Here is a 14,810-nt window from a genome sequence, read left to right on the forward strand (position 1 = left end):
CGCACGGGCGCCAGCCTTTTTCCCTCCCCAAAGGTTAACTCCCCCCGGAGCCCCCCAAAACCGGGGGGGACGCGGTTTACGGCCCCGTCCGATTCGACGCGCTGAGCGTCGATGCCACCCCCGCCGACGACCTCCCCGCCCACCGGATCCTGTGCGGCGCCCACGCCGTCATCGCCGAGAACCTCACCGGTCTCGACCCCCTGCTCGACGCGCAGACGGCGGGAGAGCCCATCGAGGTCTCCCTGCTGCCGCTGCGGCTCCCCGCCGCCGACGGCGCCCCGGTACGGGCCGTGGCCCGCGTCGGCTGAACCACCCACGCAAGGAGCACAAACCCATGCACGACGAGGTTCTGCGGGCCGCCGACGCCCTGGTGGCGGCGTTCGGCGAAGGCCGCCTCGACGACTACTTCGCGGCGTTCGCGCCCGACGCCACATTCGTCTTCCACACCACCTCCGAACGCCTCACCTCCACCGCGGACTACCGGGCCCTGTGGGACCGCTGGGTCGCGGAGGACGACTTCCGCGTCGTCTCCTGCACCTCCACCGACCGGCTGGTCCAACTCCTCGGCGACACCGCGGTGTTCACCCACCTGGTGGAGACCATGGTGAGCACCACGGCCGGTGCGGAGACCACCCACGAGCGCGAGACCATCGTCTTCCGCCGTCAGACCCGCGGCCACTGGCTGGCCGTTCACGAACACCTCTCGGCAGCGCCCGGCACGACGGCGGCCATGGCCACGACGGCGGCCACGACGGCGGTCACAGCTACAACGGCGGCCACGGCCACGATCACGGAAACGGAACGATGAGCGAGCTTCTCGTACTGCGCAACCACATCGACGGCGAGTACACCGACGCGGCCGACGGGCGCCGTCTGGAGGTCACCGACCCCGTCACCGGTGAGGTGTACGCCACCTCGCCCCGGTCCGGCGCCGCCGACGTCGACGCCGCGATGGCCGCCGCCGCGGCGGCCTTCCCCACCTGGCGCGACGCCACCCCGTCCACCCGGCAGAAGCTGCTGCTGAAGATCGCGGACGCGGTCGAGGCACGGGCGGAGGAGATCGCGGACGCGGAGTGCCGCAACACCGGAAAGCCGCGTGCCCTCACCCTCACCGAGGAGATCGCCCCGATCGTCGACCAGATCCGGTTCTTCGCCGGAGCCGCGCGGCTGCTGGAGGGCCGGTCGGCGGGCGAGTACATGGAGGGCCTGACCTCGATCATCCGGCGTGAGCCGATTGGGGTGTGCGCCCAGGTCGCGCCGTGGAACTACCCGCTGATGATGGGCGTCTGGAAGTTCGCCCCGGCCCTCGCCGCGGGCAACACCGTCGTCCTCAAGCCCTCGGACACCACCCCCGCGTCCACCGTGCTGCTCGCGGGCATCATCGGCGACATCCTCGAGGAGACGGGCCTTCCGGCCGGCATCTTCAACGTGGTGTGCGGCGACCGCGAGACCGGCCGGCTGATGGTCGAGCACCCCACCCCGGCCATGGCGGCCATCACCGGATCGGTGCGTGCGGGCATGCAGGTCGCCGCGTCGGCGGCGAAGGACATCAAGCGGGTCCACCTCGAACTGGGCGGCAAGGCCCCGGCGGTGGTCTTCGAGGACGCCGATGTCGCGGCGGCCGTCGAGGGCATCTCCCTCGCCGGATTCTTCAACGCCGGACAGGACTGCACCGCGGCCACGCGCGTCCTTGTCCACGAGTCCGTCCACGACGCGTTCGTGAGCGCGCTCGCCAAGGCCGCCGCCGCGATCAGGACCGGCGGTGGCATCGACGACGAGGACGTGCTGTACGGGCCGTTGAACAACGCCGGCCAGCTGGCCCAGGTCACCGGCTTCATCGACCGGCTGCCCGCGCACGCCACCGTTGAGACGGGTGGCCACCGGGTCGGTGACAAGGGCTTCTTCTACGCGCCCACCGTGGTCTCCGGGCTCCAGCAGGACGACGAGATCATCCAGAACGAGGTCTTCGGCCCGGTCATCACCGTGCAGTCCTTCCGCGACGAGACCGAGGCCGTGGCGTACGCCAACGGCGTGGAGTACGCCCTCGCCTCGTCGGTGTGGACCAAGGACCACGCCCGCGCGATGCGGATGTCCAAGGCCCTGGACTTCGGCTGCGTCTGGATCAACACCCATATGATCCTCGCCGCCGAGATGCCGCACGGCGGCTACAAGAAGTCCGGCTACGGCAAGGACCTCTCCGCGTACGGCTTCGAGGACTACACCCGCGTCAAGCACGTCATGACGGCCCTCTGAACAACCGCCGCCACTCCGGTCTGTCATCATCGCGCCGCCGCCCCGGCGCGGTGATGACACACCCGGTGCCGTACGTGCGTAGCCTGATGCGACATGAGTGAGATGACACTGCGCCGGGCCCAAGTCTCCGACCACGGGACGATCGTCGAGTGTGTGCGGGAGTGGTGGGGCGACTCACGCAGCCCCGGCCAGGCGCGTGAGCTTTCCATGCTGCTGCCCAGGCTGTTTCTGCAGTTCTTCGCCGGCACCAGCCTGGTGCTGGAGGACGGCGACGGCATCAAGGCGTTCCTCGTGGGCTTCCACGCCGCCGACAACGACCACGAGGCGTACATCCACTTCGTCGGGGTGGCGCCCGAGCTGCGCGGGCAGGGCGTGGGCCGCAGGCTCTACACGGCGTTCTTCCAGCGTGCCGCCGAGGCGGGCCGCCGTGAGGTGCACGCCATCACCTCGCCCCTGAACACCGGGTCCGTGGCCTTCCACCGGGCCATGGGGTTCATGCTCGAGGAGGGCGACCGTCAGGTCAACGGCCTTCCCGTGCACGGCGATTACGACGGCCCCGGGCAGCACCGGGTGTGCTTCCGCCGGCAGATCTCCGTTCATCCCTGACTGGGGACGAGAGGGCTTGACGGTGGTGGTGCGCTGCTCTACACCGGTATGGGAGCGCTCCCATGGCTCCTGTGATGTGTTCCACGGCCAGGGCGTCCGTACCCGTTCCGCGGGCGCCCATGGAACGAACCTCATGGACTGCCGAAAGGAAAGCGCATGGCACGCACCAGACATCCGCTCGCCGTCCTGATCCCCTTACTCGCGTTCCTCGCCGTTCTCGTCCCGCTCGGCGCCGCCCCGGCCCACGCCGAGTCCAACGGCGGGGTGAAGGTCATGCCGCTGGGCGACTCGATCACCGACGGGTTCAACGTCCCGGGCGGTTACCGTGTCGGCCTGTGGCAGAAGCTCACGGCGGGCCGTTACAAAGTGGACTTCGTCGGCTCGCTCTTCAACGGCCCGTCCGGCCTCGGCGATCACGACCACGAGGGCCACTCCGGCTGGACGATCCAGCAGATCGACGACAACGTCGTGAGCTGGCTGCGCACCCAGAACCCGCACACGATCCTGCTGCACATCGGGACCAACGACATCTATGGCAGCAACCCCGCCGGGGCACCGGCCAGGCTCTCCACCCTGATCGACCACATCACCGCCCAGGCGCCGAACGCGGAGCTCTTCGTCGCCACCATCACCCCGCTGGGCTTCATGGACTCGACCGTGCGGGCGTACAACGCGGCGATCCCCGGCATCGTGCAGAGCAAGGTCAACGCGGGCAAGCGCGTCCATCTGGTTGACATGTACAGCGCATTGACGCCCGCGGACCTGGCCGACGGAGTGCACCCCAACGCCGGTGGCTACGACAAGATGGCCGACGTCTGGTGGCGGGCGCTGCGGGCGGTGCCGGGCAGCATCGGCAACCCCTCGTTCGCCACCACCGGGTCCGGGGCGCACGGTAACGGGTCGCCCGCACGGGCGGCATGAGCCGCCCCTTCACCGTCACAGCCCAGGAAGGACCGTCATATGAAGCACACCCCCGCCTCCGCGGAAACCGCGCGCAAGCCCAGGCGACGCCCAAGGACACCGAGGTCGATGGCCGCGGCGTTACTCGGCGGCGTACTGCCGCTGCTCGCCGCACTGTTCCTGCTGGCACCGTCACCCGCGGCGGCCGCCTCGCTCACCGAGGTCACGGGCTTCGGCAACAACCCGAGCAACCTCCGTATGTACGAGTACGTGCCGAACAACGTCACGGCACGGCCCGCCGTCCTCGTTGCGGTGCACTACTGCACGGGCTCGGGGCCCGCGTTCTACTCCGGTACCGAGTTCGCCTCGCTGGCCGACCGGTACGGCTTCATCGTCATCTACCCCTCCGCCACCAGAAGTGGCGCCTGCTTCGATGTCTCCTCTCCGCAGGCGCTGCGGCACGACGGGGGCAGCGACCCGGTCGGCATCGTCTCGATGGTCCGCTACGCCCAGCAGCGCCACAACGCCGACCCCAACCGGGTGTACGTCACGGGCGCCTCGTCGGGCGCCATGATGACCAACGTCCTGCTGGGCGACTACCCGGATGTGTTCAAGGCGGGCGCGGCCTTCGCGGGCGTGCCGTTCGGCTGTTTCGCCACCACCGACGGATCCGGCTGGAACACCGCCTGCGCGAACGGCACCATCACCAAGACACCGCAGGCGTGGGGCGATCTCGCACGCGGGGCCTACCCCGGCTACCAGGGCGCCCGGCCGAGGATGCAGCTGTGGCACGGCACAGCGGACGACACCCTGCGCTATCCGAACTTCGGCGAGGAGATCAAGCAGTGGACCAATGTGCTCGGGGTGAGCCAGACCCCCGTCTTCACGGACCATCCGCAGTCCTCCTGGACCCGCACCCGCTACGGCACCACGGGCAACCAGGCCCCCGTCGAGGCGATCAGCGTTCAGGGCACCGGACACTCCCTCCCGGCCGCCGGGATGGCCGCACGGGCCATCACCTTCTTCGGCCTGGACGCCGGATGACCCGCTGACGGGCCGAAAACACGAAGAACGAGCCGACACGGTGAACCGGCCGACACCATGCTGAGAAAGGCGCCTCGGGGCCGCCGAAACCGGCCCCGTGGCGGCCTTCCGCGGGTACGTGGGCGGCCGGAGCCCACGGCCGTGGACAACTCCTCCCCCACTTCGCCCCCGGCCCCGCCGACACCCGTCCGAGCCTGTGCCGCATACCCCTCTGAGCTGGTCTTTCTCCGGACCCGTGGCTATGTTTCACCCCTCGGGAAAGGGGAGCGCGTGGACCGGAACATACGCACGGTGGACGACGTCTTGAGGCTCCTGGACGGCCTCTTCGCACCCGAGGCCGACCGCTGGACGGCCGGCGGCGCCTCGTGGTGGGACGGTTTCTACGCGGACCGCTCCAAGGCCGTGCCGTTCTTCGTGGCGAAGCCCGATGAGCATCTGGTGTCGTATCTGGAGCGTGGGTTGATCGCCCCGGGCCGGGCCCTCGACCTGGGGTGCGGCCCCGGTCGTAACGCCCTCTGCCTCGCCTCCCAGGGCTTCACGGTGGACGCCGTCGACCTCTCGCCCACGGCCATCTCCTGGGCCGAGGAGCGCGCCCGTGAGGCCGGGGCCGAGATCCGGTTCCACCGCGGCGACGCCTTCGCCCTCACCGTCGGCGAGTTGGCCGGACCGTACGACCTGATCTGCGACTCCGGCTGCTTCCACCATCTGCCACCGCACCGCCGGATCAGCTACCTCGCCCTCCTCGAGCGCGCCCTGGCCCCCGGCGGACATCTCGCCCTCACCTGCTTCGCTGCGGGCGCGATGGGCTCCGAACTGCCCGACGCGGCCTTCTACTACCAGTCCGCGCTCCACGGTGGCCTCGCCTACACACCGGATTCCCTGCGCTGGATCTTCTCCGAGCTGACCGATATCGAGCTGCGCCGTATGCACGACGAGCCATCCGACTCCCCGCTCTTCGGGGAGCCGTTCCTCTGGACGGCCCTCTTCCGTCGCCCGATGGAGGAGGCGAGCACCGCGGCCTGAGGCGCCGCTGACGGTCAGCGTGCCGGAGCGGGGTCCGACACCGACACATCGGCCGAGGCGTCCCCGAGGCCGGCGTTCCACCGTTGGTCGTTCCGGTCCTCGGCCGAGCGCAGCTCGACCTCGCTGTCGGGGTCGTCGCCGTCCGGGGTGACCGCGAAGTCGGGTGCGATATGAGGGCGGATCACCCCGCCGCGGTCGACCGTGAACCGCAGGTTCTCGCCGTTGTCGCCGTCGGCGGACGAGCACGGCCAGATGCCGACACCCCGGTCGGTGTCCCCGCGCGAGTCCAGACAGAAGTCGGGGTCGGCCTCGGTGTGCAGCAGCCCCTCCGAGTCCAGCCGCCACCGCTGGGTGTCGCTCCCGCTGCACTGGGCCAGGACGGCGTCGGTGCGCTTCTCCAACTGCTGGTCGCGGATGTCCAGACAGAGCCCGGAGGCGGCGTTGATCACCGCCGTGAAGCTGTCGTCCGGAATCGGGTCGGCGGGTGCGGGGGCGGTGCTCGGGGGAGTGGTGGCGGGGGCGGTCGTGGGCGGTTGGGCCATGCCACCGGGGTTCGGCGGGCGCTGTGGCCCCTTCGTCGGAGGCGGTGAATCCGTCGTCGGGCCCGACGACGGAGCCGCCGGGGTGGCCGTGGGCGCAGGGGTGTTCGCGCGGCCGGCCGGGGCCATGTCGTCCCCGTCGGACACCAGGAGGGCGACGGCGAGGGCCACCGCCGCCACGGCCGCCACCGCGACCAGCGCGGCCGTCGTGTGCGGCCGGGAGCCCGTCCAGGCCCGCCGGCGCCATCGCCCCGCGGACCCACCGTCCATCGGCGCGTTCGCCGCGACTCCGGCGACACCGGTGGGCCCCACCGGCGGATACGGCGGCGGGGGAACGGGGGCCAAGGGAGGCTCCGGCCGCGGCGGCTCGACGGGAGACGGCGCCGCCGACCCCACCGAGGGCACACCGCCGACCGGTTCCGCCGTGACGTAGGACGTTCCGCCCCACCCCAGGAGCCCATCGGCGATCACGGGCCGGGGGTCCTGGTCCATGCGTATCAGGTCGCCGTACACCCCGGCACACGAAAGGCAACCGGACAGATGGCGGTCCAGGTCATCGCAGCGCCGGGGGTTCTCCGGCCGTACGGCCGCCTCGATGAGGCCCCGGAACCCCCGACACGTCTGCTCGCCGCCACGCTCCAGATGGGTCCGCAGCCAGGCCTCGCGCAGCGCGTCCTGAGCCGTCTCCCGGAGCGTGGGGATGGTGTGCGGCGCCACCCCCGCGAAGGTGGCCACCACTGTGTCGGGCTCCTCCTCCACCACGCTGTACCACAGGACATCACGGGTGCGCGCCGAGAGGGTGAGGAAGCCGCCGAGCATGGGCGAACGCTCCCGCGGCCTCGGGAGTCCGGCCTCACCGCCCGTGGCGGTACCGGAGTGGCCGAGCCACTCGGTGAACGCGGGATCCAGCCGTTCCTCCCGGCTGCCCTCCGCCCAGGTGGCGGCCACCCGTTGGACGAGCAGCAGCAGATGGTGGCGCCACGGTCCCCAGGGATCGATACCGCGACAGGTCTCCTGCGCGGCGAGGCCGAAGGACAGGTCGGCGAGTTGGTCGGCGTCGGCCCGGGTCCCGCCGCAGAGCCGGGCGTAGGTCAGCACCGCCGGAAGGTGGCGCTCCCTCAGTTCCTGGGTGGCGGGGAGGGCGGTGGGCGCCCCGGAGCGGATCCGTTCGGTGAGCTCCGTGTCGGACAGTTGGGTGTACGACCGCTGCCCGGTGGTGGCATCGGGTTCGGCTCCGTGCGGGTCGGTCACCCTCACCACTCCTCGCGTCACCGACAGTGAGACGAGTGCCCATAGTGGTGGAGGGCGCGGGCGCGGGTAAAGGTATCCGCCAGGAACTCCCCTTCGGCGACAATTCTTTACCGGTCGGTGGTGAAGCGGCTGACGAGTTCGCGTTTGAGCACCTTGCCGCTGGGGCCCAGGGGGAAGGTGTCGATGAACTCCACCCGGCGCGGGTACTTGTGCCCGGCGAGTCGCTCCCTGGCCCACGCCACGATCCCGGAGCCGAGTGCCGCGTCCGGAGCCGTCCCGGGGCGTGGCCGTACCACGGCGCACACCTCCTCGCCGTACACCTCGTCGGGCAGCCCGATGACGGCCACCTGGGCGATGGCCGGGTGGCGCGTCAGCACATCCTCCACCTCGCGCGGGTAGACGTTGTAGCCGCCGCGCACCACCAGGTCCTTCTTGCGGTCCACGAGGGTGAGATAGCCCTCAGCGTCCTTGGTGCCGAGGTCGCCCGAGCGGAACCACCCGTCGACCAGCACCTCGGCCGTGGCCTCCGGGCGGTTGAGGTAACCGGCCATCACATTGTGGCCACGGATGACGATCTCACCGATCGCGCCCGTCGGCAGCAGCTCGACCCGGTCCTCCACATCGGCCGCGGCGATCTCCGCCTCGACGCCCCAGATCGGTCGCCCCACCGTCCCCGGTCTGCACGGCCACGCCTTCTGGTTGTAGGCGACCACCGGTGATGCCTCGGTCAGCCCGTACCCCTCGTAGATCGGGCAGCCGAAGACCTCCTGGAAGTCCTCGAGCACCTTCACCGGAAGCGCCGAACCCCCCGAGAAGGCGCGGTCGAGGGCGGGGCGGCGGGGGTCCTCGGCGGCGGCGTCGAGCAGGGCCAGATACATGGTGGGCACGCCCATGAAGACGGTGCACCCCTCGGTGACCATCAGGTCCAGCGCCCGGGGGCCGTCGAACCGGCTCATCAGCACCATCGTGCCGCCCGCCAGGAAGGTGGTGCTCATCCCGCAGGTCTGCCCGAAGGTGTGGAACAGGGGCAGACAGCCGAGCAGCACATCGTCGGGGCCGAGGTCGAACGGCGAGCGCATCGTGGTGCTCACGTTCATCACCAGGTTGAAATGGGTGATCATCGCGCCTTTGGGATGGCCGGTGGTGCCCGAGGTGTACAGGACCACGGCGAGGTCGCCCGGCTCGCGCGGAACGCAGCGTTCGATGGGCTCGGCGTCTTCGGCGAGGGCGTCCAGCCGCGGACGGCCGCCGTCGTGCTCCTCCAGCACGGTGACCACCGGAACCCCGGCCACCTCCGCGCCCTTGGCGCCCTCGGTGAGCATCGGCGCCCCGCACACCAGCACCTTCGACTCCGAGTCGCGGAGCACATGGACGATCTCATCGGCGCGCAGCAGACCGTGCACCGGGACGGCCACGGCGCCGAGCGCCAGCACCCCGTAGTACACCATCGGGAAGTGCGGGGTGTTCGGCAGCAGCAGCGCCACCCGGTCGCCGGGGCCGATGCCCTGGTCGCGCAGTACGGCGGCGTACCGCCGAGTGGCGTCCCACAGCTCGCGGTACGTGATGCGCCGCGAGCCGAAGACGAGCGCGGGGTGGTCCGGGCGCCGCAGTGCGGACTCGGCGAGTACCGCCGCCGCGGTGAGCGTCATGCCCCGGCCCGCTGGGCGGCCAGCCGCTGCTTGTCCGGCTTGCCCGCACCGGTCAGCGGGAGGTCGTCGTGGAAGGTGATGGCGGCAGGTACATGCTTGGGCGAGAGCTCACCGGACACATGGTCGAGCAGCGAGGTGAAGTCGGCGGTGCCACCGGGCCGGAGCACCACGGCGGCGTGGATGTGCTCCACCCGGTCCCCGTCGGCCACTCCGTACACCGCGGCCTGGGCCACCTCGGGGTGGGTCAGCAGCGCGTTCTCGACGGCGGTGGGATGGACCTTGATCCCGTTGGTCTTCATCACCTCGCCCACCCGGCCGTGCAGCCGCACATAGCCGCGCTCGTCGAGGGAGCCGAGGTCGCCGGTGTACACCCAGCCGTCGCGTACGGTCTCCGCGGTCAGCTCCGGCTCGCGCCAGTAGCCGAGCATGTTGAACGGCGACCGTACGCGGATCTCGCCGATCTCGCCCACCGGCAGATCGCGCTGGTCCTCCAGGTCGCGGATGCGCACCTCGGCGGTCAGCCGGCCGGCGGTGCACCGCAGTTCGGGGTCGAAGTGGTCCGGCGGGGCGAGCACGCTGATCCCGCTGGTCTCGGTGGTGCCGTAGAACTGGAGCAGTACCGGGCCGAACACCTCGACCGCCTCGGCCAGCCGGGCCGGGGCGGCGGGGCAGCCGCCGTAGGAGATGATCTGGATGCTCGACAGATCGGTGTCCTTGATGGCCGGGTGGTCCACCAGCATGTACAGCTGCGGAGGGGTGACGGTGAGCGCGGACACCCGGTGGCGCTCCACCGCGTCGAGCACCGCGCCCGCGTCGAAGCCCTCGTGCAGCACCACCGTGCCACCGGAGGCGAGCGCGAGGTCGGCACCCGAGCCGTTGGAGTGGCTCACCGGCAGCGTGGACAGATAGGTGATCGGTCCGGGTGCCTCAAGTCCCGCCCGCAGATAGAGAGTTCGGACGCGGAAGGGGAGCGTCACCCCCTTCGGGGTGCCGCTGGTGCCGCTGGTGAACAGGACCACGGCCGGGCGCTCGGGGTCGGTCTCCACGACCGTCAGATCGAAGGCGTCCGCGTCGCCCGTGGTCAGGTCCAGCACATCGGGGCCGAGGGAGCCCAGCGCGGCGAGCCGGGGCGGCTCCGGCAGACGCTCGCACAGCTCCCGGGCCAGGCCCAGGTTCTCCTCGTCCACGGCGAGGAACGTGGCGCCCGTCTTCTTCAGGATCTCGTGCCGCTCGCGGGTGGCCAGCTGATCGGTGGGGTCCACCGCGTTGGTGGAGTGCAGATGGACCACCGTGGCACCGATGAGGTTCGCCGCATAGCGCAGAATGATGGTGGCGGGTGTGTTGGCGACCGTCAGCACGGCCACGACCGGAATTTCTTCCTCCGCTATCTGGCGGCGCAGCAATTCCGCCGCCGCGACCACGGCGCGGGTGAACTCACCGGCGGTGAACCGCTCATCGCCGCGGAGCAGGGCAACCCGCTCCGAATCGGCTGATAGAGCCTCGAGGACCCGTCGGACGTAATTGTCGGTCGGAGACATCGAAACTCCAGTTCGCCGTGTGCCGATGAGTTCAAGGTGCCGTTTCCCGCTGCAGGATGACACCCTGCTCCCGGCATGGCAACCTTCTTCCAACCACCCGTCAGTTTCCTGCCGTGAAACCGGGTCGGGTGTGTGGAGGTTGCCTTTCGGGATACCGATTGAAGGCCGACCGCATGTAGATTGGCGCCGACGGGGGGTCGTTACGGCTCATCCCGCTTTCTGCGCGATCCCCAAGTAGCCTAAAAGCGAAGTGAGTGGACGTGACGACCCAATATCTGGACCTGTTTTCGCGCCTCACCGAAGGTTCTGACGGTGGAAAGCGAGAGTTCCTCGAGATCGGACGGCTCGCTGGTCAGTTCCCCGCCGCCAGCGTCAGCGGCGTCGAGGACGCCTCCCGGATCAGCGTCTGGTGCAGCAACGACTACCTCGGCATGGGCCAGCACCCCGCCGTCCTGGAGGCCATGAAGGAAGCCGTCGACGAGTACGGGGCGGGCGCCGGCGGCTCGCGGAACATCGGCGGCACCAACCACTACCACGTACTGCTGGAGAAGGAGCTCAGCGCGCTCCACGGCAAGGACGACGCGCTGCTGTTCACCTCCGGCTACACCGCCAACGACGGCGCGCTGTCCGTCATCGCGGGCCGCATGGAGGGGTGCGTCGTCTTCTCCGACGCGCTCAACCACGCCTCCATCATCGACGGCCTGCGCCACAGCGGCGCCCAGAAGCGGATCTTCCGGCACAACGACACCGCGCACCTGGAGGAGCTGCTCGCGGCCGCCGACCCCGACGCGCCGAAGCTGATCGTCACCGAGTCGGTCTACTCGATGAACGGCGACATCGCGCCACTCGCGGAGATCGCCGACATCGCCAAGCGCCATGGTGCCATGACCTTCCTCGACGAGGTGCACGCGGTGGGCATGTACGGCCCGCAGGGCGCGGGCATCGCTGCGCGCGAGGGGCTGGCCGACCGGTTCACCGTCATCATGGGCACGCTGGCCAAGGGTTTTGGCACCAACGGCGGGTACATCGTGGGCCCGGCGGAGGTGATCGAGGCGGTCCGGATGTTCTCCCGCTCCTTCATCTTCACCACCGCGATGCCGCCCGCCGTGGCCGCCGCGGCCCTCGCCGCCGTCCGCCATCTGCGCTCCTCGGAGGCCGAAAGGGAACGCCTGTGGGCAAACGCACAGTTGATGCACCGGCTGCTGAAGGAGCGCCGGATCCCCTTCATCTCCGACCTCACCCACATCGTGTCCGTCCTGGTGCGGAACGAGGCCCTGTGCAAGCGCATGTCCACGGCCCTGCTGGAGCGGCACGGCAGCTATGTGCAGGCGATCAACGCGCCCAGCGTACGAGCCGGCGAGGAGATCCTGCGGGTGGCACCCGGAGCCGTGCATTCCACCTCCGCGGTGGAGATGTTCGTCAAGGCCCTTGACCAGGTCTGGGAGGAGTTCGGCGGCCCCCGCGAGGACGCCGAAATGCGGTTGTGCAATGAGGCCGACCGGGGTTAGGCAAAGGTGGCGCAAGGCATGTCGATCTTGCTTGACACGCCTTGGCGGCGAGAGGTTTGATGAGCGAACGCGAACAGCTGGGCGATTCCTGAGGCCCGCTAGCGGAACGGGGATCTCGGGGGAGCACTTCATGGGGTGCCGCGGCGATGCGGCACGCTTTGGCCCGGTGCGAACGGGCGGAAACGGGGGTTTCGGGGTGACGCTTGCGTATGTCCTCGACGGTGGTATGAACGATCAGCCGGGAGCCGGCGCAGAGCTGTATGAACTCTTTCCGAGTGTGCAGCGCACCTATCAACGGATCGCCGAGTGGACGGGTATCGACGTCCAGCGGATATTCGAAGAAGAACGGCAACCCGGACAGGAGCACCGACAAGGGATCGGTGCAATTCGTCAGGCCGCGGCCGTATTAGGAATTGCGGATGTTCTCGCCGAGGAATACGGCATAACACCGGCCGCCGTATGCGGACTGAGTTTCGGCGCACTGGTCGGCGCCACTCTCGCCGGAGCCGTCGGGCGCCAGGATCTCTTCACCCTTCTGATGCGATTGCGGGAGGTGCCCCCGCCGGCCGCGGACCACGGCCCGCAGGCCGTCGCCATGTTGCGGATCCCCTACGACACCGCCCCCGACGACCTGCTCGCCGACGTCCCCGATGTGTATCTCTCCGCCGACCTCGGGAAGGTCGGCACGGGCCAGGAGCGCATGGTGCTGCTGGGCGGCTACCGCTCCGCGCTCCAGGAGTTCGGCGCGGGGTTCCCGCCCGGCGCGCTGCATGTGTCCGACGACCACGGCGCGGCCTTCCACTCGCCGCTCCAGCGGCACATCAGCGACTTCCTCGAACCCACGCTGGAGGCCATAACCTTCCATGACCCACGGGTGCCCGTGCACTCGTGCATGGAGCGCAGGGCCCTCACCACCGCCGAGGAGATCCGCGATCTCTTCCGCCGCAACCCCACCGCTCCCGTGAGCGTCCCGCACATGATCGGCGGCTTGGAGGACGGCGGCACCGAACTGGGTCTGGTGCTCGGCCCCGCCGCGTTCGGCACCTTCCAGAACGCGGAGTTCCCCGTGGTCCACGTGGAATCCCCGGACCATGTCTTCGAGGCGATGACCGCGGTCTACGACTTCGGCATCGAACTCCCTTCCACGGAAGCCGGGGTGACCCAGTGAAGGTCGTGACCGAGCAGATCGACCAGTGGCTGTCGCAGGACATCGACGCCTGGACCCGCCGGGTCGTCCGCCGCCACTTCGACCCGGACACCGGCACCCCGTACTGGCTCAAGCGCGCGGCCGAACTCGCCATCGACCCACGGGACATCACCCGCCACGACGAGCTGACCGCGTTCGGCCCGATGCCGCTGGGGGACCTGCGCACCCTGGACCCCGCCGAGCTCGTGCCCCAAGCCGTGCCCCGGCCCCTGACCGGCCGGATCTGGGACTCCGGAGGCACCACCGGCAACCCCTGCCGGGTGTTCTACACCGAGCCGATGCTCGAGCACCGCGCCGCCTGGCGCCGCTGGGTGATCGAGCGCGAGGGATTCGAACCGGGCCGCACCTGGCTCCAGGCCACTCCCACCGGACCGCACCTCATCGGACAGGGCGCCGTGGATCTGGCCGACCTGTACGACGGCCGGGTGTACGGCATCGACTTCGACCCCCGCTGGGTGAAGCGGCTGCTCCGCGACGGCAGACTGAAGGACGCGCAGGAGTACACGGCCCACATCACCGAGCAGATCGCCGCGGTCCTGGAGCACCAGCCGGTCGACTACCTCGTCACCACCCCGGCCCTGCTGCAGGCCCTGATCAAGGCGAGGCCCGAACCGGTGGCGCGGCTGAAGGGCGTACGGCTGAGCGGGACACACGCCACCCCGGCCATGCGCAGATCCTTCCACCAGGCCCTGGGCGGCGGACTGGTCGTCGTCACCTACGCCAACACCTTCGGCAACACCGTGGGCCTGCCCGCGGAGGAGGACGGCGCCCTCATGCCGTACCTGCCGAACTACCCGCAGGTGACCATGGCGGTAGTCGACAAGGACGACTGGTCCGAGGTGGTCGGATACGGCGAACAGGGCCAGGTCCGGCTGACCGTCCTGCACGACGACCTCTTCCTGCCCAATGTGCTGGAGCGCGACCTCGCGGTGCGGTACGACACGGGCCCGGAGTGGCCGTGTGACGGCGTCGCCAACGTCAAGCCACTGCAGGTCGTGCGATCGGCGCCGGAAGGCATCTACTAGGCCCCGCCAGACCCGCAAGACATCCACGAAGCCCGGGGAACACGGTCCACGCATCACGGACTACGGGCCACCGGCCACGGGACATGAGCGCCCCGCGTGGCATCCGCCACACGGGAGGGCCCCGCCCGCCCAGGTCCCGTCCGTTCCCCGGCCGCTTCGCCATCTCGTTCTCCTGTCCCGCTGTCCTGCCCGGACGCGGCGCAGACCTTCGCGTTGCGCTGGTGTGCGCCCGGCGTCCTACGTTCCTGGATCCAGGGAGTCACGCTC

12 protein-coding genes and 1 pseudogene are annotated in these 14,810 nt (G+C 70.0%); 9 read left to right on the forward strand and 4 right to left on the reverse strand.

The genetic code is table 11. From position 1 onward, the window contains the following. A partial coding sequence (locus ACFXB5_RS12645; RefSeq protein WP_385206110.1) for a hypothetical protein occupies positions 1 to 317 on the reverse strand: 317 nt, incomplete at its 3' end. A gap of 17 nt (positions 318 to 334) precedes the next feature. Here ACFXB5_RS12645 and ACFXB5_RS12650 point away from each other — a divergent pair. The 6 genes and pseudogenes from ACFXB5_RS12650 to ACFXB5_RS12675 all read left to right on the forward strand — a co-directional run bounded on the left by ACFXB5_RS12650 (position 335) and on the right by ACFXB5_RS12675 (position 5,826). Beyond that, complete coding sequence (locus ACFXB5_RS12650; protein WP_385206113.1) at positions 335 to 808, forward strand: nuclear transport factor 2 family protein; 474 nt, start codon at positions 335 to 337, stop codon at positions 806 to 808. Next, positions 805 to 2,253 carry a gamma-aminobutyraldehyde dehydrogenase gene (locus tag ACFXB5_RS12655; protein ID WP_385206116.1) on the forward strand — a complete coding sequence of 483 codons (1,449 nt, stop codon included), beginning with the start codon at positions 805 to 807 and terminating at the stop codon, positions 2,251 to 2,253. Before ACFXB5_RS12650 ends, ACFXB5_RS12655 begins: the two co-directional genes overlap by 4 nt. 93 nt (positions 2,254 to 2,346) lie before the next feature. Further along, positions 2,347 to 2,859, forward strand: a complete 513-nt coding sequence (locus ACFXB5_RS12660) for a GNAT family N-acetyltransferase (protein WP_385206118.1) — start codon at positions 2,347 to 2,349, stop codon at positions 2,857 to 2,859. Positions 2,860 to 3,015: 156 nt separating this feature from the next. Further along, complete coding sequence (locus tag ACFXB5_RS12665; protein ID WP_385206120.1) at positions 3,016 to 3,780, forward strand: SGNH/GDSL hydrolase family protein; 765 nt, start codon at positions 3,016 to 3,018, stop codon at positions 3,778 to 3,780. Positions 3,781 to 3,888: 108 nt separating this feature from the next. Further along, positions 3,889 to 4,800 (forward strand): annotated as a pseudogene (locus ACFXB5_RS12670) (alpha/beta hydrolase family esterase); the annotation flags it as partial. Between the two features lie 273 nt (positions 4,801 to 5,073). Next, positions 5,074 to 5,826 carry a class I SAM-dependent methyltransferase gene (locus ACFXB5_RS12675; protein ID WP_385206122.1) on the forward strand — a complete coding sequence of 251 codons (753 nt, stop codon included), beginning with the start codon at positions 5,074 to 5,076 and terminating at the stop codon, positions 5,824 to 5,826. Positions 5,827 to 5,840: 14 nt separating this feature from the next. On the opposite strand, the gene ACFXB5_RS12680 is transcribed toward ACFXB5_RS12675, so the two are convergent. From ACFXB5_RS12680 to ACFXB5_RS12690, 3 genes are all read right to left on the reverse strand, one after another. Then, positions 5,841 to 7,616, reverse strand: coding sequence for a ricin-type beta-trefoil lectin domain protein (locus tag ACFXB5_RS12680; protein WP_385206125.1), 1,776 nt, complete (start codon positions 7,614 to 7,616; stop codon positions 5,841 to 5,843). A gap of 107 nt (positions 7,617 to 7,723) precedes the next feature. After that, on the reverse strand, positions 7,724 to 9,265 hold the full coding sequence (locus ACFXB5_RS12685) for a long-chain fatty acid--CoA ligase (RefSeq protein WP_385206128.1): 1,542 nt from the start codon (positions 9,263 to 9,265) through the stop codon (positions 7,724 to 7,726). After that, complete coding sequence (locus tag ACFXB5_RS12690; protein WP_385206131.1) at positions 9,262 to 10,803, reverse strand: class I adenylate-forming enzyme family protein; 1,542 nt, start codon at positions 10,801 to 10,803, stop codon at positions 9,262 to 9,264. Before ACFXB5_RS12690 ends, ACFXB5_RS12685 begins: the two co-directional genes overlap by 4 nt. 260 nt (positions 10,804 to 11,063) lie before the next feature. Here ACFXB5_RS12690 and hemA point away from each other — a divergent pair, with 260 nt between their 5' ends. The 3 genes from hemA (at position 11,064) to ACFXB5_RS12705 (ending at position 14,543) form a co-directional block, all read left to right on the forward strand. Continuing rightward, complete coding sequence (hemA, locus tag ACFXB5_RS12695; RefSeq protein WP_385206134.1) at positions 11,064 to 12,311, forward strand: 5-aminolevulinate synthase; 1,248 nt, start codon at positions 11,064 to 11,066, stop codon at positions 12,309 to 12,311. Positions 12,312 to 12,537: 226 nt separating this feature from the next. After that, positions 12,538 to 13,479: an ACP S-malonyltransferase gene (locus ACFXB5_RS12700; protein WP_385206135.1), complete on the forward strand. Its 942-nt coding sequence runs from the start codon at positions 12,538 to 12,540 to the stop codon at positions 13,477 to 13,479. Between the two features lie 5 nt (positions 13,480 to 13,484). After that, positions 13,485 to 14,543 (forward strand): arylcarboxylate reductase, encoded by a 1,059-nt coding sequence (locus ACFXB5_RS12705; RefSeq protein WP_385206138.1) that lies wholly within the window; start codon positions 13,485 to 13,487, stop codon positions 14,541 to 14,543. The last annotated feature ends 267 nt before the right edge of the window (positions 14,544 to 14,810 follow it).

This window comes from Streptomyces sp. NPDC059455, from assembly GCF_042750115.1.
Lineage (GTDB): Bacteria > Actinomycetota > Actinomycetes > Streptomycetales > Streptomycetaceae > Streptomyces > Streptomyces endocoffeicus.

Bases quoted from the DNA above. Each gene is read 5' to 3' on its own strand.
- ACFXB5_RS12685 (WP_385206128.1), bottom strand. From the start codon at position 9,265: ATGACGCTCACCGCGGCGGCGGTACTCGCCGAGTCCGCACTGCGGCGC.
- ACFXB5_RS12660 (WP_385206118.1), top strand. From the start codon at position 2,347: ATGAGTGAGATGACACTGCGCCGGGCCCAAGTCTCCGACCACGGGACG.
- ACFXB5_RS12665 (WP_385206120.1), top strand. From the start codon at position 3,016: ATGGCACGCACCAGACATCCGCTCGCCGTCCTGATCCCCTTACTCGCG.
- ACFXB5_RS12650 (WP_385206113.1), top strand. From the start codon at position 335: ATGCACGACGAGGTTCTGCGGGCCGCCGACGCCCTGGTGGCGGCGTTC.
- ACFXB5_RS12655 (WP_385206116.1), top strand. From the start codon at position 805: ATGAGCGAGCTTCTCGTACTGCGCAACCACATCGACGGCGAGTACACC.
- ACFXB5_RS12690 (WP_385206131.1), bottom strand. From the start codon at position 10,803: ATGTCTCCGACCGACAATTACGTCCGACGGGTCCTCGAGGCTCTATCA.
- ACFXB5_RS12700 (WP_385206135.1), top strand. From the start codon at position 12,538: ATGAACGATCAGCCGGGAGCCGGCGCAGAGCTGTATGAACTCTTTCCG.